Genomic DNA, 22,537 nt, shown 5'->3' on the forward strand with positions numbered 1-22,537 from the left:
GTTTTCGCCCGGCAAGTCAACCCGTGACCGGCGCGGCACGCCCGTGGACCGTCGCAAGTGCCAGTCTGCGCCACAGGGCGAGTGGCCTTTCGAAAAGCTGCGCGAACGCGAAACAGCCGAACAGTGTGAGGCCGAAGAGACCGGCGTGGGACAGGTCGGGCCGGGCCGCGTGAAGGGCTTGAAGTAAAGGATAGTGAATGAGGTAGATCGAGAAACTGGCCCCCGCCAGCCAGGCGACAGGACGTTCGGCCCAATCGAGGTCGATGCCGCGCAGCAACTGCGCAACTCCGAGCAGATGGATGCCGACCATTCCGCCCAGCAGGGCGTTCCACAGGTATTCATCGGAATATCGCAGCGCATGGGCGGACAGATGCGGCTGCAGATGCAGTCGCAGGACTTCCGGCAGGGCGAAGCGTAACGCCAGCAGGTAAAGCAGCACAGGCAGCACGGCAAAGAGAACCGCGGTCGCATCGCGCAACACATGGCCGTGCGCCAACCGGCGATAGACCCAAACCCCCATCAGCCAGGCCGGCATCAACAGCAGGATGTTGATGCCGACCAACAGCGCGCCTGACAGCAGCAGAACACCGCGCCGGGGGCCGGAAAGGTAGAAGCCCACCGCGAAAAGCGCGTAGTAGGCCGCTTCGTAGCTCAGCGACCAGTAGGGGCCGTTGCTGCCGAGCCTTGTCGCCAGGCCGCCCCATTCGTTCGTGAAGCTGAGCCCGCGCAGCACCTGCTCCCACAGGGGCAGTGGGTTGTAGAACGGGACCGCATAGTCGCCGGGCGCTTTGGCCGCGCCCCACTGATCGAGCACCCAGCCCAGCAGAAGCGCCGGCAGTGCGACAGAGATCAGCCGGCTCGCCCGGGCGAAGGCGAAGGCGCCGAGGGTATGGTCCTTTTGGGCGGCGGTCAGGCTGATCACGAAGCCCGACAGCACGAAGAACACCACCACCGCATCCGAGCCGAGATTGAGTTCGCGCACCCAAAGCCAGTCACCGTCGGTGAAGCGCGGATAGGCGAAATGCGACAGCACGACGACAAGCGCCGCGACAAGACGCAGAAGGTTCAGATAGGTGGAAAGGGCTGCGTTCATCCTGCGCTCACTCTGCCGGTGTGACGGGATGTTTCGCGGTCCGGGATTCGCCACGGAAGAGCTTTCGCAGCTGCTTGACGCTGTCGCGCAGCGGCAGGATCAGCGCGGCGGCCAGGCTGTCATGGGGCTGCGGCACGCGCGCGCCGAGACGATCGCCCAGTCCGAACTCGAGCCGTTCCTCCGACCGCGACAGGCAGAGCGTGCCAAAGATCCAATCCCAGATGGCCAGAACCTCGCCGTAGTTCCTGTTGTGGTGTTCCGGTGCGATGGAATGATGGATCTGGTGTTGAGCGGGCGAGATCAGCAAATGTTCGAGAACCCGGCCATAGCCGAGATGAACATGGCTGTGACGGAAGTTCGAGCCCAGCATGTTGAACAGGAAGTAGCCCGCATTGACGCCCATCAGCAGCCCCACGCCGACGCCGCCGGCAAACAGGCCGACAAGGCAGCCCTGCAGCAGTCCGAGCAGCGTGCCATGCACAAGGGTCTTGGTCAGATCGTAAACCGGGTGCTTGCGATAAGCGGTGATCGGGGTCATCACCTCGGCCGAATGATGCACCGCGTGAAACGGCCAGAGAACACGCATCTCGTGGTGGATGCGGTGCACCCAGTAGGTCGCGAAATCGCCGACGATCAGCAATAGGGCGGCGACGACCAGCGGATGCGGCGGCGGCGCGGCAGGGCGCACGGGAAAGAGGTCTGCGACCAGCGAGGCCAGCCCAGCTGCGACGGCGACGATCTGGAACAATCCGATCACCGATAGAAGCTTGGAGAAAACGAAGAGCTTGATATCGACCAGGTGCGAGGGATGCGTCCAGATCGTACGCGGCATGAGCCAGGCGAGGAAGGCCGCGTCGACCCGCCGTCGGCGATGGATCACGAAGGCGATCAGCAGCGTACTCAACAGGTAGAGCGGCCACAGGCGGCTGCCCGATCCAAATCCTTCCTGCCAGAGGGCGACGAGTGCGGTCTGCGCGGTTTCCATCATGTGAGTGCCTCGGTCGGACTGGGTCTTTTCCCGGTGCTAACCGGTTTTTCGGGCATCAATATGACCGGGCCGTGCCTTTTCCTGCCGGTTCAAATCGGCTAGACCCTCGCCACCGAGACCCGACGGAAGGACAGCGATGCCGAGACCGATCATAGCCCGCTGCGAAGCCAAGGGTTTGCGCATGACAGGCCAGCGCCGCGTAATCGCGCAAGTGTTGGAGGACAGCCAGGACCATCCGGACGTCGAGGAACTCTATGCCCGCGCGAGCGCACAGGATTCCGGCATCTCGATCGCGACGGTCTATCGCACGGTCAAGCTGTTCGAGGAGGCGGGGATTCTCGACCGGCTGGAATTCGGTGATGGTCGGGCGCGCTACGAGGATGCGGAGCGGGACCATCACGACCACCTGATCGACATGAACTCGGGCGAAGTGATCGAGTTCGTCGATCCGGAGATCGAGGAGTTGCAGGAAAGGATCGCGGCGAAGCTGGGCTATGAGCTGCGCGGCCACAGGCTCGAACTCTACGGCGTGCCCAAGCGCAAGGGTTAGGACGGCGCCACGTCCGACCGTGCGCGTCCGACGAAGAGCGGGATCAGAACCACCAGGATCAGCAGCCGCGCCACGTGGCACGCGGCGACGAAGCCCGGGCTTGCACCCATCGTCGCCCCGAGAGCGACCATTGTTTCGAGACCGCCGGGAGAGAAGGCCGCAAGCACATGCGCCGCCGGCATCCCCAAAGCCATTGCGACCGGGATCGCCGCAAGGCTCGCGACCGCGACCGACACGAAGGTCGTCGAAATGCCCGCCATCAGCGAGGCGGTGAACTGGGCGCGGCTCATGCCGCTGAACCGTGTGCCGATCAGCGTGCCGAGGATCATCAGCGCGGGCCACTGTAGGACGTTCGGCACGGATCCGGGGGTCCAGTCGCCGATGTGACCCAGAGCCGAAACGGCCATCGCCGCCATCAGAAGCGGCGCGGGCAGGCGAAGTTTGCGAAAGAGTGCACCCACGAGCAGCGAGGCGAGAGCCAGCCCCACCAGCACCGGCAGGCGCATCGGCGGGCTGTCCGACAGGCTGATGGACGAGAAGTCATAACCCAATGCCTGCGCGATGAAGGGCACCGAGAGTGTCAGGAACAGCAGCCGGATGGACTGGACGACCGCGATCCGTCCGACGTTCATCCGCAGGTCGGCCGCCATGCCGAGCACGAAGCTCAGGTGTCCGGGGGCTGCGGCCAGAGCCGCGCTGCGTGCATCGAAGCCGAATCCGCGCAACAGGATCGCCCGGCAGATCACCATCGTCACGACCAGCATCACCGCCAGAACGACGAAGGCCATCGGCCAGCGCAGCATGGCGCCGCTGGCGGCAGGGTCGAAGCCCGCGCCGATCGCCAGTCCGAGGATCACGAAACAGGCGTCGCGCACCGGGTCCGCAATGGCAAGCCGCAGCCCGCCAAGCGCGGCCAGGCTGACCAGCAGCGCCGGACCCAGCAGGATCCATGCGGGCAGGGAAAGGGCGTAGGCGCTCGCCGCACCGAGCGCGCCGATCAACACGGTCAGAGCGGTGACGGTCAGGGGCGCGCGGTCTTGGTCTGCGGACATGCGCGTGACTAGCACGGCCAGCGCAACGGCTTCAATCGGACAGGGATGCGCGCTTGCAGTCCGGCGACGTTTCGGGCAGAGCCGCCGCAACAACCTTTTCTTTCAGGTGAGGCCGACATGGACAATCTGCGCGGGGCCGCGCTGATGACGCTCGCGATGCTCGGTTTCGCCATCGAGGACATGATCATCAAGCTGATGGCCGGGGCTTTGCCGACATGGCAGATCATCGGACTGATGGGAATCGGCGGGGCGAGCGTCTTCGCGCTGCTGACCCGCTGGCGCGGGCAGGCGCTGTTCCCGCGCGCTGCGATCAGCCCGGTCGTGCTGCTGCGCAATTTCGGCGAACTCGTCGGTACGGTCGGCTTCGTCACGGCCATCGCGTTGACACCGATCTCGAGCGCCTCGGCGATCCTGCAGGCGACGCCGCTGGCGGTGACACTGGGCGCGGCGCTGTTCCTGGGGGACCCGGTCGGCTGGCGCCGGTGGAGCGCGATTCTCGCCGGGTTCATCGGTGTGCTGATCATCATTCGCCCGGGGATGGCGGCGTTCGATCCGTTGTCTCTCTTCGCGGTGTTGGGCGTGGTCGGCCTTGCTTTCCGTGATCTGGCGACACGGCGCGTCCCGCGCGAGGTCTCGTCCTTCCAGTTGAGCTTTCTCGCCTTCCTGACCCTGGTTCCGACCGCCGGGGTGCTGTCGCTGTTCAGCGCGCAGGCTTTCGTGCCACCGACGCCGGCGCTCTGGGCGATGATCCTGGCCTCGATCCTGATGGCGGTCGCGGCCTATTATGCCATCGTCGCCGCGATGCGTGTTGGCGAGGTCTCGTTCGTCACACCGTTCCGCTACAGCCGGATGGTCTTTGCCCTGGTGGTCGGGATTTTCGTCTTCGGGGAATCCCCTGATCTTCCGATGCTGGTCGGGTCGGCCATCATCGTGGCCTCGGGCATCTTCACCGTCTGGCGCGAACGCAAACAGCGGGCTGTCGCCTAGCGCCCCTTTCCCTTGCGGGATCGGGCCGCTATGACGCTGGCAAACCAGCTTCGAGGGATACCCGCCATGAGCACCATCATCGACATCCACGCACGCGAAATCCTGGACAGCCGGGGAAACCCCACTGTCGAAGTGGACGTGATTCTCGAAGATGGGACGATGGGCCGCGCCGCCGTGCCCTCCGGTGCCTCGACCGGCGCCTACGAGGCGGTGGAAAAGCGCGACGGCGACGCCGCGCGCTACATGGGCAAAGGCGTTCTGGAGGCGGTTGCCGCGGTGAACGGCGAAATCGCCGACGAACTGGTCGGCTATGACGCGACCGAACAGGTCGCCATCGACGGGGCGATGATCGAACTGGACGGCACCGAGAACAAGGGTCGCCTTGGCGCCAATGCGATCCTGGGCGTGTCGCTAGCGGTGGCCAAGGCGGCGGCGGATTTCACGACGCAGCCGCTGTTTCGCTATGTCGGCGGCACCTCGGCGCGCGTGCTGCCGGTCCCGATGATGAACATCATCAACGGCGGTGAACACGCCGACAACCCCATCGACATCCAGGAATTCATGATCATGCCGGTTTCGGCCGAGACCATGCGCGACGCGGTGCGCATGGGCGCCGAGGTGTTCCATACGCTCAAGAAGGAGCTGTCGGCAGCGGGTCTGTCCACGGGGATCGGTGACGAGGGCGGCTTTGCTCCCAACATCGCCAGCACCCGCGAGGCGCTGGATTTCGTGCTGAAGTCGATCGAGAAGGCCGGTTACAAGCCGGGCGCGGATATCTACCTGGCCCTGGATTGCGCTGCGACCGAATATTACCGCGACGGCTCCTACGTGCTGTCGGGCGAGGGCAAGACGTTGAGTTCGGAAGAGAACGCCGCCTATCTGGCTGCCTTGGTCGCCGACTATCCGATTATTTCCATCGAGGACGGCATGTCCGAGGATGACTGGGAAGGCTGGCAAGCCCTGACCGAAACGTTGGGCAGCAAGGTGCAACTGGTCGGTGACGATCTCTTCGTGACAAACCCCAAGCGGCTGGCCGAAGGCATCGCGCGCGGATGCGCCAACTCGATGCTGGTCAAGGTCAACCAGATCGGCAGCCTGACGGAAACTCTGAAGGCCGTCGATATGGCCCATCGCGCGGGCTATACCAACGTCATGAGTCACCGTTCGGGCGAGACCGAGGACGCGACCATCGCCGATCTGGCGGTCGCCACAAATTGCGGTCAGATCAAGACCGGTTCGCTGGCGCGGTCGGACCGGCTGGCGAAATACAACCAGCTGATCCGCATCGAGGAATCCCTCGGTGAAACGGCGGAATACGCGGGCCGCTCGATCCTCAGGTGATCGCGCAAGGGCCCTGCGTTCAGATCGTGGGGCGCTGGCCGTTTCCGAACCACCCTCCGCAGGCGGTCTCGTACGCCATGGCAGCCTGCATCGCGATCTCGTCACGATAGGTCGGGGCGATGATCTGCAAGCCGGTCGGCACGCCATTCGCGGCAAAGCCTGACGGCACCGAGATCACCGGGCAGCGGCTCATCATGTTGAACGGCGTGGTCATGACCCAGCCCAGTTCGGGGCGGACCTGGCGCCCCGAGACCTCCACCTTGTCACGCGACGGATCGAAATCCGCCGGCACCGCGGGCAGGGCATTTGTCGGGCAGATCAGGCAATCGTACCGCTCGAGCAGCGGCCCCAGCTTGAGATAGGCCTGCCCCGCGGTTTCAAGACTGCCGACGAAGGTCTGTGCCGAGGATCCCATGGCCTTTTCGGCGAAGTCGCGGCAATAACTGGTCATCAGATCGCCGTGTTCTTCCAGTTCGCCGGCCAGGGCGCCGCCGAAGAGATGGGTCAGGTAATCCATGCAGGCGTCGAGAATCTCGGGACCCCAACCGATATCGACCTCTTCGACGGTCGCGCCGAGATCGCGGAACAGGTCCGCCGCCGCCAGCGTGTTGCGGCGCACATCCTCGTCCAGCGTGTAGCTGCCGAGATCCAGCGACAGGGCGATCTTCCAGCCCTTGATGTCGGGATACCGGGTCGGCAGCGTGAGCTTTGGATAGAGCGTCGCGATATCAAGAGGATGCGGACCGCACATGATGTTCTGCAACAGGATCGCATCGCTGACGGAACGTGCCAGTGGACCGGTATGGCAATAGAAATCGAGGTTGAAGGGCGGATCGTCCGGATTGCGACCGTAGGGCGGCTTGTATCCTACCAGCCCGCAACAGGACGCCGGGATCCGGATCGAGCCGCCGATATCGGATCCGGTCGCCAGAGATGACGTTCCAAGCGCCAGCGACGCCGCCGATCCGCCGGAGGAGCCCCCTGGCGTCATCTGCGTGTTCCATGGGTTGCGGGTCACGCCCCAGAGGCGCGACCATGTGATCCCCGCGCAGGAAAATTCAGGAGTCGCCGTGCGTGCATGAACGATCGCGCCCTCGTTCAGGATGCGTTCATTCATCGGCGAGGTGGTCTCGGCCACGAAGTCCTTGAGGATCAGCGACCCGCCCGACGTCGGCTTGCCGGCGATATAGCTTTCGTCCTTGATCGCGACCGGAAGGCCGTCGAGGCAACCCGCGGGCGCGCCTTTGACCCAGCGTGCCTCACTGGCCTTCGCTGACTCCCGTGCCTCATCGAAATGGGTGTAGGTAAAGGCGTTGATGCTGTCCGCCGTCGCTTCGGCCCGCGCGATCTGCGCGTCGAGCAGCTCCACTGGGGACAGCGTCTTGTCCGCGAACCGTTTCAACGCCTCGGTTGCGGTGAGGTAGAGAAGGTCTTCGCTCATCATGTCGCTCCATGCCCATGTGCGGCCGCGACGGCGTCCACGCCCGCCAGCCAGTCGCCGAGGTGAGGTTGCTCGGCCAGCGCGACCGGCCAGCTCGACAGCTTGACCGCGACAAGCGCGCGCTCGGGATCGACCAGTATGTGCTGGCCGTGGATGCCCAGACACAAATGGGCGGGGCGGTCACGGTCGGGAATCCAGAACATGTTGCGGTAGAGCCCGTTCGGGAACAGGTCGCGCCCTTCGCGGTTGAACAGCCCGTGGTCGCCGCGCCTGACATCCTCGATCCAGGTTTTCGGGATGATTTGACGCCCGTCGCGCAGACCGTCTTCGAGCATCAGCCGACCGAAGCGGGCCATGTCGCGCAGGGTGGCGTTGAATCCGCCATCGGACATGGCGAAGCCCGCCGTATCGACGACGAAGAACCCGTCCTCGGCCGCACCCATCGGCGCCCAGAGCCGATCGGACATCATCGGCACGAATTGCTGGCCGGTTGCGGCCTCCATCACGGTCGAGAGCAGTTCGGTTTCGATCGATCGATAGGCGAAGCGATCGCCATGTGCGGCCTCGGTCCGCCTGAGCATCAGGATCAGGTCGCGAATCGTGTCGGGCACGTCCTCGACCGCCATGTCCGTGGGTGGCGGGCGCAGCCCGGCGGCGATGTCGAGCTTCCAGACTTCCGCCCTCGGATCGTCATAGGTCTCGTCAAAAGCCACTCCCGTGGTCATGTCGAGCACCTGCTGCACGGTCGCACCGTTCCAGCCGCAGGCCGACAGCGCCGGTTCGTATTCGGTCACGGGCGCGTCGGGGTCCAGCACTCCGTCGGCGATCAGGCAACCGGCGACCGTCGAGGTCAGGCTCTTGGACATAGAAAAGACGATATGCTGGGTCCGCGGACCCATCCCGTTGAAATACTGCTCGACCACCACGCGGCCGTCGAGCCAGATCAACACCGCGTCGGTGTAGGTCGCGTCGAGCATCTCGGCCCACGTGGTCGGCCCCGCCGCACCCTCAAAGGCGATGGTGTCGACGTCCTGATGTGCGCCGGGCATGTCCCAGACCGTCTCTCCGCGCCGGACATCCGCCGTGCGCGCGAGCTGACGCATGTTCTGAAAGCTCCAGCGGTTGAACGGCGGCGTGTCGAAGCCGGCCGCCGGGATACGCCATTCGTGCGGCACCGGGGTGCCTTGCATCACCGGCGCCCGTGGTTCGGAATTCCTGTAACTGTCTTGCATCGCCTGTCCCAACCGCAAACGGGGCGCCCGGTTCAGGGCGCCCCGCATCAGGGTTACTTCTGCAGGTCCGTCCAGATCCGCGTGTAGAGCTCCTGCACGTCGGGCGGGCAGGTCTGGTTGAAGACGCCCGCGGCTTTCAACTCCTCGGGGATCACGATTTCCGGGGCGCTCTTCATGTCTTCGGGCATGAATTCCTCAGACCCTTTGATCCCGTTGGCGTAGCGCGCGAATTCCGAGATCAACGCGGCGTTTTCGGGTTCCATGATGAAGTTCTGGAAGGCTTTCGCCTCCTCGACGTTCTGTGCGTCGGCCAGCACCGCGACCGAGTCCATCCACACGGGATAGCCTTCCTTGGGATAGCCATAGGCGATGTCCTCGTTCTGCAGCCGCATCCGGAAGGTCGAACCGTTCCAGTTCACGCCGGCCCAGAGATCCTCCTTGGCGAATTTCTCGAGGTTGCCGTAGTCCATGCCGAGCCACTTCTTCTTGGCCTCGACCAGTGTGTCGCGCACCTTCTTGAGCACTTCCTTGTCACCGGTGCAGGGTTCGCCGCCGTGATAGAGGATCGCCAGCGCCATCACGTCGCCCATTTCGGGCACAACGTTGATCTTGCCGGCCAGCTCCTCGGGCGGATCGAGGAAGATGGCCGAGGTGTTGATGTCGCCGTCGTAATACTTGGTGTTGACCACCACCCCGGTCGTGCCCCACTGCCAGGGCACGGTGTAGTGCCGGCCCGGATCCCACTGCACGTCGACCCACTCGTCGGCCACGTTTTCGAAATTCTCCATCTGGTCGGGGCGGCTTTCCAGCAGCAGCCCTTCGCTGATCCAGATCGGCACGTATGTGTGGGTCGGCACCACGATGTCAAAGCCATGCCCACCGGCCTTGACCTTGGCCAGGGCGGTGTCGTTGCTGTCGAAATCGGTGATCGTGACCTTGATCCCGGTCTCGGCCTCGAATTTCTCGATCAGCTTGGGGTTCGTGTAGTTGCCCCAGTTGTAGATGTTCAGTTCCTGCGCGAACGCCCCCCCGGCGCAGAGCGCCAGAACGGAGGCGGTGACGGTCATCAGTTTCATGGGTTTCTCCTTGTTGGATCGTTGTTGTTGGTCTTGCTTCGCTTTGGTCTTGCCGGCCCCGCTGTCCGGCGCGTCACCTCTTTCGGTGGGTGAGACGGAAGAACAGGGCCACCAGAATGGCGCCCGCCGCAAGGATCACGGTCGAGATCGCGTTGACCTCGGGCGTGACCACGCGGCGCAGCTGGCCCAGCATGTAGGTGGGCAGGGTTTCCTGCCCGGCGGACTTGACGAACTCGGTGATGACCACGGTGTCGAGCGAGATGACGAAGGCCAGCATCAGCCCGGCCACGATGCCCGGCCACATCAGAGGCAGCGTCACCTTGCGAAACGCCTGCCAGCGTGAGGCGTACAGGTCCTGCGCCGCCGTCTCGAAGGAGTTGTCCATGGTTTCAAGACGCGCGCGGATCGGCAGATAAGCGAAGGGGATGCAGAAGGCCGTATGCGCAACGATCAGGTAGATCATCGAGGTGTGACCGGTCCAGACCTTGACCGTCGCGAAGACGATCAGCAGTGCGACGGCGGTGACGATTTCGGGTACCATCAGCGGCTGGTTGATCAGGGCATAGATCATGGTCTTGCCGGGAAAGCGGCGCGTCCGCGTGGTCGCGAGCGCGGCCATGGTGGCGGCGATCGTGCCGACCGAGGACGCGACGAAGGCCAGGTAGAGCGACCGGATGGCCGCATCCTGGACCGCCTCGTTCGCGGCGGCCTGCTTGTACCAGCGCAGCGAGAAACCCTCCCAGATCGCCAGCGACGTACCTTCGTTGAAGGAAAAGATCACCAGGATCGCGATTGGCGCATAGAGAACGACCATGGTAAAGATCGCGATGATCGAAAAGCCGGGCAGGGTGCGCATCGAATAGCCTTTGGCCTTGCGCCTCGGCAGCGGCGTCGTGGCGCGCTGCTCGGTCGGGGTGGTCGTTCCGTCAACCATCGGCGCGCTCCCGCGAGGTGACGCGGACGTAGTAGATCAGCGCGATCATCACGGCGGTCATCAGCATCAGCGACAGGGCCGCGCCGAGCGGCCAATTGCGTCCGGCGCCGAATTGCAGCTCGATCAGGTTGCCGAACATCAGGTTCTTGCCGCCGCCCAGCACACGCGGCGTGACATAGGCCCCGAGCGACGGAATGAAGACGAGGATCGAACCCGCGATGATCCCCGGTTTGATCAGCGGCAGGATCACCCTGCGGAACGCGGCCCAGCGTGTCGCATAGAGGTCGTGCGCGGCCTCGACCAGGCGGAAATCGAGCTTGTCCACAGCGGCGTAGATCGGCAGCACCATGAGCGGCAGGAAGACGTAGGTCATTCCGAAGGCGATCGCGAAGTCGGTGAACATCATCTGCAGGGGCGCGTCGATGATGCCCAGCCGCAGCAGGACAAGGTTGATGACCCCTTCGTTCCGGATCAACTCCTGAATGGCGATGGTGCGCACCAGCAGGTTGCTCCAGAACGGCACGGTCACGAGGAACAACCACAATTCGCGGCGGCCCGGCGGCTGGGTGGCGATGAACCACGCGGTCGGCAGCCCAAAGACCAACGTCAGCACCGTGGTGATGATCGACAATGAAAAGGAGCGCCAGAAGATCGTCAGATGCGCGTCGGCCCACATCAGCGTGTCATCGAAGATGTCGCGCTGCACGACCGTGTTCATCCAGCCTTCAAGCGAAAACTCCCATTTGACGTTGCCGTAGTCGCCGGGCGTCAGGAAAGAATAGACCACCATGACCAGCAGCGGCCCGGCGGCGAAACAGATGATGATGAGAACCGCCGGAAGCGACAACAGCCAGCGGGTGCGGTTCTCGGCACGTTCGGATTCGGCTTCGAGCTCTCCGGGGCGATATGCACTGGTATCGGCCATCAGTCGCGCAGCACCGTGATTGCACCGGGAGCGAGTGCGAGCGACACCTCGCTGCCTTCCGGTGGCAGTTGCCCGCCTCCGCGCGGTGAATTGCCCAGCCGCGCCTTGATCGCCTCTCCGGTGCCGAGCGCAAGATGCGCGATCGTCGCCTCGCCGGAATAGACCACGTTCCTGACCTTGGCACTCAGATCCCCGTCGGACGTGGCAAGACTGATGTGTTCGGGTCGCACCAACACGCTGACCCTGCCGTCGGGCACGCCCTCTGGGCGGTTGACCGGGAAGTTGCCCCCCGCGGCGAGGGTGACGGTGTCATTCTCAAGCGTAGCATCCAGGAAATTGGACTCGCCGATGAAATTGGCGACGAACCGTTCGGCCGGGCGTTCGTAGATGTCGCGCGGCTTGCCGATCTGCAGGATCTTACCTGCGCTCATCACCGCGACCCGGTCGGACATGGTCAGTGCTTCCTCCTGATCGTGGGTCACGAAGACGAAGGTGATGCCGGTTTCGCTTTGCAGGCGCTTGAGTTCGATCTGCATTTCCTTGCGCAGTTTCAGATCGAGTGCGGAAAGCGGCTCGTCCAGAAGCAGCACCTTGGGGTGCGGCGCGAGGGCCCGGGCCAGGGCAACGCGTTGTTGCTGGCCGCCGGAAATCTCGCTGGTGCGGCGGTCGCGCATCGGTTCCATCTGCACCAGACGCAGCATGTCATCCACCGTCGCGCGCACCTCTGCTTTGGGCTTGCCCAGCATCTCGAGTCCGAAAGCGATGTTCTGCGCGACGCTCATGTGCGGGAACAGCGCGTAATTCTGGAACACGGTATTCACAGGGCGCTGGTTGGGCGGAAGCCGCGATATGTCGCTGCCCGCCAGCCGGATCGCGCCCATGGTCGGAGGCTCGAAACCCGCGATCAGGCGCAGCAGGGTCGTCTTGCCGCAGCCCGACGGCCCGAGCAGGGTGAAGAACTCGTTTTCCGCGATCGTCACGCTGACATCGTCAAGCGCGGTGAAGGCCGAGTCACCTGCACCGAATGTCTTGGTGACCTGTTCAATCTCGATCATGCCTTCAACCGCCATCCCCGAATTTCGTCCCTGCCATTAGTGCTATTGACAACGTCGGTTTAGTCAACAACAAATTTTTACCAAGATAAAAACTTTTGGTCGGAGCACAATTTTTGGCCCATTCTCCCGACATGCCGCCGCAAAAGGGCAAGGCCGACACGGGGTTGCGTGGGCGAAAGAAGGCGCGTCGCCGCCAAGACATCCTGCGCGTCGCGGGCACGCTGTTCAACGAAAAAGGGTTCGACGCGACCACCATGGCCGACATTGCCGAGGCGGCTGAAATCTCGCCGCCGACGGTGTTCAACTACTTTGGATCAAAGGATAATATCCTGAGTGCCCTTCTGTTTGAAGGGGCCGCGCGCGAACGGGTGCAGCATCTGGCCAAGCCGCGCAGCTCGGGACGGCCCTTCGCCGAGATTATCGGCGAGCTGCTTTGCGAGATTACCGAGAATACGATGCGAATCGCCGGCAAGCGGGTCTGGCGCTATGCGGAATCGGCGAACATCCGGCGCACCAATCTCGAGTTCCAGCGCCAGTTCATCGATACGGACCTCGAACTGATGCGCCTGATCCGGACCTATCTGCGCGACTATGACCTGACCCTGCGCACCGGGGGCGAACCCGATCACACGTTCCTGGCGCGGCTGTTCTTTGACCGTTGGACCGCGCGCTATTTCGAATTCATCAAGGAGGATGCGATGACTCTGGAAGAACATTTCAACGACCTGCGCTCCGATTCGCGCGCGCTCGTCGACCTGCTGTTCGCGGACAGCTTTGCGCTGGCGTCACCGCTCAGGTCCGCGAGACAGGCGCGATGACGCGGGCCGATTGCATCATCGAGAACGGCCGCGTCCTGACGATGGACGAGGACAAGCCGGACGCCGAGGCGGTGGCCATCGCAGACGGTCGCATCCTGGCCGTCGGGTCGACTGCCGACATGCGGGACCTTGCTGGTCCAGACACGCGTCGCATCGATGCTCAGGGGGCGACGGTCATGCCGGGGCTGGTCGAGGCGCACCTGCATCTCTTCGCCGGGGCCTTCGGCTTGCGGCTCCTGCAGCTTGACGGCGTGCGCGGATTGCCGGCCTTGCGCGACAGGTTGCAGCGCTATGCCAAGGACAACCCTGACGAAACGCTGCTGATCTGCAAGCAGGCCGACTACAACCTGTTTGGCGACGGCATCGCGACCACGCGCCAGATGCTGGACGAGGCGCTCGCCGAACGTCCGGCGATCTTCATCGCTCCCGATCACCACACGGCTTGGGCCAACACGGCAGCTTTGAAGAAGGCGGGCATCCTGTCGGGGCTGGACACGCCGACCGGCAGCGAAGTGGTCATGGGCGAGGATGGCTTCGCCACCGGCGAATTGCGGGAAAACGGCGCCTTCGATCCGGTGATGGAATTGCGCTCGTCCGGTGGACGTGAGGGCCTGGGGCTGGCCGGACTCGAGCCTGCGTTCCCGCCGACGCCCGCGCAACGCGCCGAGGACATCGCCGTGGTGAAGGAGGGCCTGAAGCTCTGCGCTTCCTATGGCTTCACAAGCCTGCACAACATGGACGGCAACCGCTATCAGCTTGAACTGCTGCGCGAGATCGAAGAGGCGGGCGACCTCATCTGCCGGACCGACATTCCCTTTCACCTGACCCCGAGCAAGGCGATCGACAGCCTCGCCGAGGCCGAAGTCCTGCGTGCGGAGTTCGCGTCGGATCGGCTCAGCTCGCGGCGGGTCAAGATGTTCATGGACGGGGTCATCGACAGTTCGACCGCCGTTCTCGTGGATGATTACGCGGATCGGGCAGGCTGGCGGGGTGAGCTTCTGCACTCACCCGAGCGGTTCCGGTCCGCCGCGATCGAAGCCGATCGACGCGGGTTTCAGATCGCCGTGCATGCCATCGGCGACGGAGCCATCCGCAACACGCTCGACGGGTTCGAGGCCGCGCAGCGGGCCAACGGCAAGCGGGATTCTCGGCACCGGATCGAACATGTCGAGCTTTTGAACCCCCGGGATCTGCCGCGCTTCCGCGATCTCGGAGTCGTGGCGTCGATGCAGCCCTCGCACCCGCCCGGCGCGATGGATTTTCCGCTTCAACCCTGGCTCAGCCGCGTGGGCGAGGCCCGTTGGCCCTGGGCATTCCCGCTTGATGCGTTGCGCGCGCAGGGCACCCCCATCGCTTTCGCGTCGGACTGGCCGGTGGCTGACCTCGATCCGATGCGCAGCGTCAAGGCCGCGATGATGCGCCGGGCGTGGAAGGAGGGCGATCCCCACAACGCTTCGACCCTGTTGCAGTCCCTTCATGCCTATACGGCTGGCGGCGCCTTTGCCGGGCACGAGGATCACCGGCTCGGGCGTCTCGCCCCCGGATTGCTGGCCGATATCGTGGTGATGGATCGAGATCTTCAGGCGCAGTCGGCCGAGGAGATCGGTCAGGCGCGTGCGGCGATGACCTTCAGCGAGGGTGTGCTCACCTGGGAGGCTTGAGCCGCCGCTCTCCGGCCCCATCGGTGAGTAGACACTCTGGGGGCCGGAGGCTCGTCCGGCGAAAGGGGTTCTCTCGCCGGTCACGGTCTTATTTCTGCTGATCGTCGATGCGCAGTGTCAGCGCAGGGTTGTGCGCGAAGAAGTTGAACGGCTGGATGTGAACGGTTTTCCACTCCGTCGACATGACCGGCCAGTCTTCCATCCGCGGGATGTGGTGGAAGCCGGCGGTGAACCAGGATACGATATCCTGCCCTTTCAGCGGCTTGTCCTCCTTCACCCATTCCGCCAGCGTATCGGACCCATCGCTCTGCATCGCGTATTTGCCGCCCGCGTATCTGTGTTCCGGATCGTAGACCGTTGTCCAGGAGGAATATTCGATATAGGCGTTGCGCTTGAACGGCGGATCATTTTCAAAGTCGTAGGGACCGTAGGCGATCGAGCCGTGATGGATCATCCAGCCGGGCGTATGGCCCAGATAGCCCTCGCGTGACGGGTTCGAGATGTGAACGTGCTTGGGCTTCATCGCGCTGAAGCGATAGCGTGCGTCCATCTCGCTGTCGGGCATCACGTGTTTCCAGGTCCACATCGACCGGCGCGGACTGCCTTCGGGCACCTCGGCGGGCACGATTTCCATCGTGCCAATACCGTTGACCGGTTGATCGATGTCGAAGTCGATCCGGAAGTTGAAATAGTGGTCGTGGTTGGCGGCCACCAGGTTCGGCGCGATGAGGGTGCCGTACCTGGTGTCTTCTGCTGCGGTCGGGTCGTTCATCGACGTCGCGGCGACCCCTTTGACGGCATCGAGGCCGGTCGCGCCGACCTTGATCAGGATCTGACCGTCCTGCTTCAGCCGGTAGTCGATCAGGTAGTCGTAGTTGCCGACCTCCGACGCGGTGCGGATCACAAGCTCGGTTTCAGGCCGGCCTTCGGCCGGCACGAACTGGTCCGGCGTCTGCGCGAAGATCTCGAAATGCCGCCATGCAGGATCGCCGATGTTGCGCTCGAAGATGCAGATCGCGTCCGGGATTTCCAGCGGCATCCCCGCGTCATCCGCGATCATGGCCGGCAGGAATGTCGCGTAGGCCGGGCAGTCCACGCCGGCGCGCAATGGGGTCAGGAACAGGCCGAAACCGTATTCCCCACTGTCCATGTAGGTGCGCCAGTACCAGCCTTCGGTTGCATCCATGTATGGAACGAAGACTTCCGAAAGGTGCATCTGGTAGATCACCGACCGCCAGTTTTCACCGTCCTTGACGTCGAGATTGGACAGAACCAGCCCCGGGCGCTTGTCGATCCGGAAGTTCAGCTTCCAGATGTCCCATTCGAGGTGGCTGCCATCGAGCGCGTAGTTCGGTCCGCCGGGTTGGCTCAGCGTCGCCGGGTTGCTTGCCGGGCGGAGCGGGACGCGCGCGGCAACTTCTTCCTCGGTATACCCCCACGGGTCGGTGGGAACGGGCGTGTTGCCTTCATCCACGACGTCCACGACTTCGCGTGTCGTCAGGTTGAACAGGGCGAACAGCCCCTCGATCGGCTTGGCGTAGAAGTTGGACCCTTCCGGCACTTCGTAGCAGGGCACCTTCATGAAACGGCCTTGTTCGGCGGTCCCGTCAAAGAAATTGCCCGCGGTCAGGGGCAGGCAGAACGCCTGCTCCGGCGTCAGGCCCCGCGCGGCCAGCCCGTCGATCATGCGCTGATCCCCCAGCGCACCTTCGAGCGCGCCGATGAACTCGGCGAACATCACCATCGGTTGACCTTCGGCGGCCTCGTTGGAATCGACCGTAAGGCCCGTGACGTTCACCACCACTTCACGAAAGCCGCCCGCGCCGTCCGTCATGTAGACCGTCGCCCTGCGGTCGGGGAGCGGACCATCCCCGTTTTTCCATGCAAGAACGTCGGACTTTGGCGGCTCCTTCATCTCGATGAGGGGGAAGAGTGTGTCGTCATCGGCCACACCGGCGTCGCGCAGGATCTGGTTTATGGTCGCATATTCATCGGACGTCAGTCCGCCCAGCGGATGTGTCCGCTCCTGTGCATGCGCCGACGACAGGATCGTCGCGCACAGGGCCGTGGTTGCGAGTAGCTTCTTCATTCTTGGATACTCCTCTCCTGCTGTAAATCAGGCTATCCCTACCGGGATGTTGCCTTCGTCCCATTGGGCCGGATCAGGTTTCGTGTGTCCCCGCGTATGCCGGCGCACGATCTCTGTTGGGAGTCACTAGATCACGGAGAAGCCCTGTTCGCCAAGGACGGAACGCCTTCGATGCTTCGCGCGCGGCCATTCGCGAGGCCGCGCGGAAATTCGTTCAAAGATCTTTGAAAGTCATCGACGCGGCGAGGCAGAGCGCCTCGCCGCTGTTCGATCAAGCCATCGCGGTCCAGAGTTGGAACAGCAGCCCCGATGCGAAGGCGCCGGTCAGCGACAGCCCGATGTAGAGCGCGAAGACCTGCGGTCGGGCCAGCGCCCAGACCGCCATCGCGGCCGGTATCGACGTCACGCCACCGGCGACGAGGAAGGCCATGCCGGCGCCCGGCGCCATGCCTTGCTCCAGCAGTCCGCCCACCAGGGGCAGCGCCGCATAGCCGTTCAGGTAGGCCGGCACGCCGACCAGCGTGGCGGTTGCGATGGGCAGCAGGCCCTCGCCACCCAGGGCGGCGGTGACGGTTTCTGCCGGAATCCAGGCCAGCATGAGGCTTTCGAGCAGGAAGGCCAGCGTCAACCATTTGGCGAGGAACAACGTCGTGGTCAGGGCCGTCTTGCCGAATTTCGCACGGCGCTCGGGCTCTTCCCAGAAGCGCCAGGCGACGGGTTTCGGCGCGCGAATCTTGGCGCCGCCGCAGCCACCGTTGCCGATGCCTTCACGCAATGGGTCCGCGAAAGCTCCGCCCTTCATCATCAGGTGCACGACCGTGCCTCCAAAAACCCCCAGCCCGATGGCGGCAAGCGTCTTCGCGACCGCGAATTCGAGATCCAGGACACCGGTCGTCAGCACGAACATCGACGGGTCCATGATCGGCGAGGCGAGCCAGAAAGCCATGACCGCCGACAACGGCACGCCCATTGCCAGCAGCGCCGCGATCAGCGGGATCACTCCGCAGGAACAGAAGGGCGAGAGGCCGCCTGCCAATGCGCCCAACCCGATCATCAGGATCAGCGCACCGGTAAAGGCCTTGGCGATCAGGTTGTCGGCCCCCGTCGCGCCGGCCCAGGCGGCAATGGCGATCGACAAGATCAGGAACGGCGCCGTGTTCAGCATCGCCTTGCCCGCGAAACGGGCGCTCTCTGCGGCTTGCGCAGGGTCGAACACCGCCAACACCGCAAGAATCGCGGCGGAGACAAGCCAGACCTTTTGATCCTCCCACAAGTGGCGCAGGGTCGATCGGAGGCCGGGCGTTGCGAGGGTCGTCTCAGTCATAACCAAATCTCCGGAATTGCAGTTTTTTCAGGGAAAGAAAGATCGAGGCGTCGGATCATGCAGCGTCCTCCGAGGGGCGCACCGAAACGCCGACGCAGCATTCGGAGGTCAGGAAACCAACCAGCGCATGCATCGCGGGAAAATCGACGCGATTGAACACTTCGCGTCCCTGTTTGTGTTGCAGGACAAGCCCGGCATCGACCAGCGTCGACAGATGATGCGCCAGAGTCGACGGTGCCAATCCCAGGTGCTCACCAATATCGCCGACCCGCAGCCCATCATTCCCGGCCTTCACCAACAGGCGAAAAATCGAGAGGCGGGCATCGTGGCCAAGAGCGGCAAGGGCGCGGGCTTTGGGGCTGGTCGTGGTCATGCTGTAAAAATAACTACAATTCTAGTTTTGTAAAGGATTCGGTTTGGTGGATGAAAATCGTTCTTGCGTTAAGCCCGCACGCCCAAGTGTTCACGCCAGAGTGATGCTGCATCGTCGCCGGGTCGAATGGACTGCCGGGATCCACAAGCTGACCTGGGCTCCGTCGCGATTTAGCTGCCAGAAAGAGGCGCCTTGTTCCAATCAACGGCTCAGCTCTTCAGGTCAACTCTTGCCCGCCGATGCCTCGTTCAGCACGGCGCGATACACTTCCTCGATGCCATCTGCCTCGCTTCTGGCGCTGAAAGAGGCGGTTGCCGTCTCGCGGGCCGTCCTTGCCATCTCAAGATGCCGATCGGGACTTCGCAGGATCCCAAGCGCTGCGCCCGCGACGTCCTGTGGAGTTCCTTGTGGAACGATTGTTCCGCAGCGCCCCTCCTTGCTGAAGGATCGGTAGTAGCCTGCGTCGCTGGCGACGAACGGCACCGCGCTGGCCATCGCTTCGAGCGGCACCATACCGTAGCCCTCGTAGCGCGGCAGTTGGATGATCAATGAGAGGCTTCGCATGATCGCTGGAAGTTCCGTCGCGGGGACTTCCCCGGGGAACAGGATCCGCCCCGCCATGCCCGCGGCAGCAACCTTGTCCTTCAAGTCGCGCAAGAAACTCTGATGCTCTCGCGCCGCCCTTCCAAGGATCAGCGCGGTTGCACCTTCCAGATCGGGAAGAAGCCGCAACATCGCCTCGACGAAGAGGTCGGTTCCCTTCTCGGGGCGGATTCGTCCGACCGTCGCGAGGCCCATCGATCCACCGTAGCCCAAGGCAGCCCATGCCGCCGCTCGGTCCTCGGCCGGGGTGAACAGGTCCGTATCGACACCGTGCGGGACCACGGCGCGCACGTTCGGAACGTACTCCGCCGCCTTGTCCGTGGTGGCGATCACGGCATCCATCCGGCTGATCAGCCAACGGGGATAGGCCGAATGCCGACGCTGCGCCGCCGAGGTGAAAACGATCCGGACCGGCAGGCGCAGGACGTCGCGCGTCCAGATTGCAACGCGCATCTCGGGATTGCGGCGGACATGCCACAAGACGCACGGCGCGCGTCCGGGGTCCCGCGACATGCGTCGCGCCTCGTTCACAGCGATGGGGGCAGGGCACCCTGGCAGGGGATGGCCGACAAGGCGCAGGTCGTGGGATCCGATCTGTTGCCGGATCACGTTGGCAGCCGTGGCGGACACACCTGTGAAGCGGGGGTTCATGTTCGTGACGAACAGGTCAGGCATCGCCGCCCAGCCGCAACACTTCGCACAGATCCCCGATGATTGAGTCCAGACGCCCTTGCTGTTCCGTGACATAGCGCTTCGCTGCCGCGCGTGCCTGTTGCAGGGCATTGGCATCCTGCAGCCAGTGGTCGATCGCCGTTGCGAGCCCATCGGCATCGCTTGCCAGAACGACGCCACCCCCTGCCACCAAAGGATCGAAGGTCTCGGAAAAGTTCGTCACATGCGGTCCGCTGATGACCGCTGCGCCGGCCTGGGCCGGCTCGAACGGGTTGTGGCCCCCGATGGGCAACAGCGATCCACCGAGAAAGACAAGCGGGGTCATTGCATACCAAGTGCCCGTCTCTCCCAGCGTGTCGGCGAGGTAGACCTGTGTCTGCGCGTCAATCGGGTCCCGTCTCGTGCGGCGCGCGACGCTGAAATCCCGGTCGCGTATGAGGGCTTCCACCTCGTCGCCGCGTTCCGGATGGCGGGGCACCAGCACGAGGCACAGGGCCGGATGCTTCTCGATCAGCCGCGCATGCGCGGCCAGGACGGTTTCTTCCTCGCCCGGATGGGTCGAACTGGCAACCCAGACGGGGCGGCCGTTCAGCGCCTCCTGCAGCTCGGTCAGGGTCGCCTCATCGACAGGTAGGGCGGCCGACGTGGCCTTGAGATTGGTGCCGACCTTAACGCGCTCGGGAGCTGCCCCGATCGCGACGAGGTTATCCGCCGTCTTCCGGTTCTGGGTCAGGACCAGATCGAACTGATCCAGCACGAACCGCGCGGTCGCCGGTGCCTTCTTCCAGGCCTCCACCGACTTTTCGGACAGGCGCGCGTTGAGAAGCGCCAGCGGAATACCCCTGGCTCGCGCTTGGACCAGCATCAGCGGCCATAATTCACTTTCGACGAAAACCCCGGCATCCGGGCGCCAGTGATCGAAAAACCGGGAGACGGGACCATGGGCGTCGATCGGCGCGAACTGGTGGCGAGTGCGCGGTGGCAGCCTGCGCGCGATCAGGTCGGCCGAGGTCGCGGTTCCGCTCGTGATCAGGAACTCCGCATCCGGCAGTCGTTCGCCCATGCGGGTGATCAAGGTCAGGACAGACAGGCTCTCGCCGACGCTTGCCGCGTGAAACCAGACAAGCTGTCCCACCGGCCTCGGAAGGCTGGCATTGCCGAGCCGTTCGTGAATGCGCGGTACGGCCACGTCGTGGCGGCGCAGCTTGCGAGACACGATCCAGTAGGCCAGTGGTGATCCGAACGAGGTGAGGCCGCGATAGAGGCGGAAGAGTGCAGTCGGCCCGGCGTTTGTGGGGGGCATCACCCGCCTGTGTGGCTCATGTGGCGGGACATCTGTCCATCGGTGCGCTGACGCGAGTAATCGAAGTCATGGCCCTTGGGCTTGTGCGCGATGGCGTTGCGGATCGCGTCGCGCAACGGCTCTTCGCTGTCCGGGTGATCCCGCAGCGGCGCGCGCAGGTCGGCGTTGTCCTCTTGCCCGAGGCACATGAAAAGCTCTCCGGTGCAGGTCAAGCGCACCCGATTGCAGCTTTCGCAGAAATTATGTGTCAGCGGAGTTATGAAGCCGATTTTCTGGCCGGTTTCCTGCAACTGCACATACCGCGCAGGTCCGCCCGAACGTTCGGCGAGATCGGTCACGGTATAGGCGCGTTCGTATTCGGCGCGCACATCCTTCAGCGACCAGTACTGGCCCAGGCGGTCCTCGTTGCCGATATCACCCATCGGCATGACCTCGATCCACGTCAGGTCCATGTCCCGCGCTGCGCACCATTCGGTGATCGCCGGAAGTTCCTCTTCGTTGAAGCCTTTCAGGGCAACCGCATTGATCTTGACGCGGAGTCCGGCCTTCTGCGCCGCATCGATGCCCCGCAGCACCTGCGGCAGCCGTCCCCAGCGGGTGATCTCGGCGAATTTCGCCTCGTCCAGTGTGTCCAGAGAGATGTTCACCCGGCGTACCCCGGCAGCGTGAAGATCGGCGGCAAACCGTTCCAACTGACTGCCGTTGGTCGTCAGCGTCAATTCCTTCAGCGCTCCCCTCTCTAGATGCCGGCTCATGGCCTGGAAGAAAGTCATGATACCCTTTCGCACAAGGGGTTCGCCGCCGGTGATGCGCAGCTTCTCGACACCGAGGTCGATGAAGGTGGAACACATCCGGTCAAGCTCTTCCAGCGTCAGCAATTCCTTCTTCGGCAGGAAGGTCATGTTCTCGGACATGCAATAAACGCAGCGAAAATCGCAACGGTCGGTCACGGACACCCTGAGATAGGTGATGGCGCGCGCAAAGGGATCGATCAGAGGAGCTGTCATGCCCCATAGGTAA

General features: G+C 63.8%; 20 protein-coding genes. 5 read left to right on the forward strand and 15 right to left on the reverse strand.

Annotated elements, in window-relative coordinates:
* Positions 1–16 precede the first annotated feature (16 nt).
* On the reverse strand, positions 17–1,093 hold the full coding sequence (locus JF290_RS16975) for an acyltransferase family protein (protein ID WP_199026086.1): 1,077 nt from the start codon (positions 1,091–1,093) through the stop codon (positions 17–19).
* Between the two features lie 7 nt (positions 1,094–1,100).
* Positions 1,101–2,081: a sterol desaturase family protein gene (locus tag JF290_RS16980; protein ID WP_199026087.1), complete on the reverse strand. Its 981-nt coding sequence runs from the start codon at positions 2,079–2,081 to the stop codon at positions 1,101–1,103.
* Between the two features lie 136 nt (positions 2,082–2,217).
* On the opposite strand from JF290_RS16980, the gene JF290_RS16985 reads away from it, so the two are divergent.
* Positions 2,218–2,631: a Fur family transcriptional regulator gene (locus JF290_RS16985; protein WP_199026088.1), complete on the forward strand. Its 414-nt coding sequence runs from the start codon at positions 2,218–2,220 to the stop codon at positions 2,629–2,631.
* Here the strand turns inward: JF290_RS16985 and JF290_RS16990 are convergent.
* Complete coding sequence (locus JF290_RS16990; protein ID WP_199026089.1) at positions 2,628–3,683, reverse strand: AbrB family transcriptional regulator; 1,056 nt, start codon at positions 3,681–3,683, stop codon at positions 2,628–2,630. The genes JF290_RS16985 and JF290_RS16990 overlap by 4 nt on opposite strands.
* A gap of 117 nt (positions 3,684–3,800) precedes the next feature.
* Here JF290_RS16990 and JF290_RS16995 point away from each other — a divergent pair, with 117 nt between their 5' ends.
* Both JF290_RS16995 and eno read left to right on the forward strand, forming a co-directional pair.
* Positions 3,801–4,670, forward strand: coding sequence for a DMT family transporter (locus tag JF290_RS16995; protein WP_199026090.1), 870 nt, complete (start codon positions 3,801–3,803; stop codon positions 4,668–4,670).
* Between the two features lie 66 nt (positions 4,671–4,736).
* Positions 4,737–6,011, forward strand: a complete 1,275-nt coding sequence (gene eno / locus JF290_RS17000; protein WP_199026091.1) for a phosphopyruvate hydratase — start codon at positions 4,737–4,739, stop codon at positions 6,009–6,011.
* Between the two features lie 19 nt (positions 6,012–6,030).
* Here eno and JF290_RS17005 read toward each other — a convergent pair whose 3' ends face one another.
* The 6 genes from JF290_RS17005 to JF290_RS17030 all read right to left on the reverse strand — a co-directional run bounded on the left by JF290_RS17005 (position 6,031) and on the right by JF290_RS17030 (position 12,689).
* Positions 6,031–7,452 (reverse strand): amidase, encoded by a 1,422-nt coding sequence (locus tag JF290_RS17005; protein ID WP_233155490.1) that lies wholly within the window; start codon positions 7,450–7,452, stop codon positions 6,031–6,033.
* Positions 7,452–8,684 (reverse strand): serine hydrolase domain-containing protein, encoded by a 1,233-nt coding sequence (locus JF290_RS17010; RefSeq protein ID WP_199026093.1) that lies wholly within the window; start codon positions 8,682–8,684, stop codon positions 7,452–7,454. The genes JF290_RS17005 and JF290_RS17010 overlap by 1 nt, the downstream gene beginning before the upstream one ends.
* Positions 8,685–8,737: 53 nt before the next feature.
* Positions 8,738–9,760 carry an ABC transporter substrate-binding protein gene (locus tag JF290_RS17015; RefSeq protein ID WP_199026094.1) on the reverse strand — a complete coding sequence of 341 codons (1,023 nt, stop codon included), beginning with the start codon at positions 9,758–9,760 and terminating at the stop codon, positions 8,738–8,740.
* A 73-nt stretch (positions 9,761–9,833) separates the two neighbouring features.
* Positions 9,834–10,616: an ABC transporter permease gene (locus JF290_RS17020; RefSeq protein WP_199026190.1), complete on the reverse strand. Its 783-nt coding sequence runs from the start codon at positions 10,614–10,616 to the stop codon at positions 9,834–9,836.
* Positions 10,617–10,686: 70 nt separating this feature from the next.
* On the reverse strand, positions 10,687–11,619 hold the full coding sequence (locus JF290_RS17025) for an ABC transporter permease (protein WP_199026095.1): 933 nt from the start codon (positions 11,617–11,619) through the stop codon (positions 10,687–10,689).
* On the reverse strand, positions 11,619–12,689 hold the full coding sequence (locus JF290_RS17030) for an ABC transporter ATP-binding protein (protein ID WP_425503966.1): 1,071 nt from the start codon (positions 12,687–12,689) through the stop codon (positions 11,619–11,621). Before JF290_RS17030 ends, JF290_RS17025 begins: the two co-directional genes overlap by 1 nt.
* 116 nt (positions 12,690–12,805) lie before the next feature.
* Between JF290_RS17030 and JF290_RS17035 the strand changes: the two genes are divergently transcribed.
* Both JF290_RS17035 and JF290_RS17040 read left to right on the forward strand, forming a co-directional pair.
* Positions 12,806–13,492, forward strand: a complete 687-nt coding sequence (locus tag JF290_RS17035) for a TetR/AcrR family transcriptional regulator (RefSeq protein WP_199026097.1) — start codon at positions 12,806–12,808, stop codon at positions 13,490–13,492.
* Entirely contained in the window at positions 13,489–15,153 is a 1,665-nt protein-coding gene (locus tag JF290_RS17040; RefSeq protein WP_199026098.1) for an amidohydrolase, read from the forward strand. Before JF290_RS17035 ends, JF290_RS17040 begins: the two co-directional genes overlap by 4 nt.
* Positions 15,154–15,241: 88 nt before the next feature.
* On the opposite strand, the gene JF290_RS17045 is transcribed toward JF290_RS17040, so the two are convergent.
* The 6 genes from JF290_RS17045 to moaA form a co-directional block, all read right to left on the reverse strand.
* Positions 15,242–17,242 carry a copper amine oxidase gene (locus JF290_RS17045; RefSeq protein WP_199026099.1) on the reverse strand — a complete coding sequence of 667 codons (2,001 nt, stop codon included), beginning with the start codon at positions 17,240–17,242 and terminating at the stop codon, positions 15,242–15,244.
* A gap of 271 nt (positions 17,243–17,513) precedes the next feature.
* Entirely contained in the window at positions 17,514–18,566 is a 1,053-nt protein-coding gene (locus tag JF290_RS17050; protein WP_199026100.1) for a permease, read from the reverse strand.
* Between the two features lie 55 nt (positions 18,567–18,621).
* Positions 18,622–18,939 carry an ArsR/SmtB family transcription factor gene (locus JF290_RS17055; RefSeq protein WP_199026101.1) on the reverse strand — a complete coding sequence of 106 codons (318 nt, stop codon included), beginning with the start codon at positions 18,937–18,939 and terminating at the stop codon, positions 18,622–18,624.
* Between the two features lie 222 nt (positions 18,940–19,161).
* Positions 19,162–20,217, reverse strand: coding sequence for a glycosyltransferase family 4 protein (locus JF290_RS17060; protein WP_199026102.1), 1,056 nt, complete (start codon positions 20,215–20,217; stop codon positions 19,162–19,164).
* A complete protein-coding gene (locus JF290_RS17065; RefSeq protein ID WP_199026103.1) occupies positions 20,210–21,517 on the reverse strand; it encodes a 3-deoxy-D-manno-octulosonic acid transferase in 1,308 nt (435 codons plus the stop codon). Before JF290_RS17065 ends, JF290_RS17060 begins: the two co-directional genes overlap by 8 nt.
* The gene (moaA, locus tag JF290_RS17070; RefSeq protein ID WP_199026104.1) at positions 21,517–22,524 is read right to left on the reverse strand and encodes a GTP 3',8-cyclase MoaA; all 1,008 of its coding nucleotides are present in this window, start codon (positions 22,522–22,524) and stop codon (positions 21,517–21,519) included. The genes JF290_RS17065 and moaA overlap by 1 nt, the downstream gene beginning before the upstream one ends.
* Positions 22,525–22,537: the final 13 nt, after the last annotated feature.

This window comes from Sedimentitalea arenosa (genome assembly GCF_016428585.1).
GTDB lineage: Bacteria > Pseudomonadota > Alphaproteobacteria > Rhodobacterales > Rhodobacteraceae > Sedimentitalea > Sedimentitalea arenosa.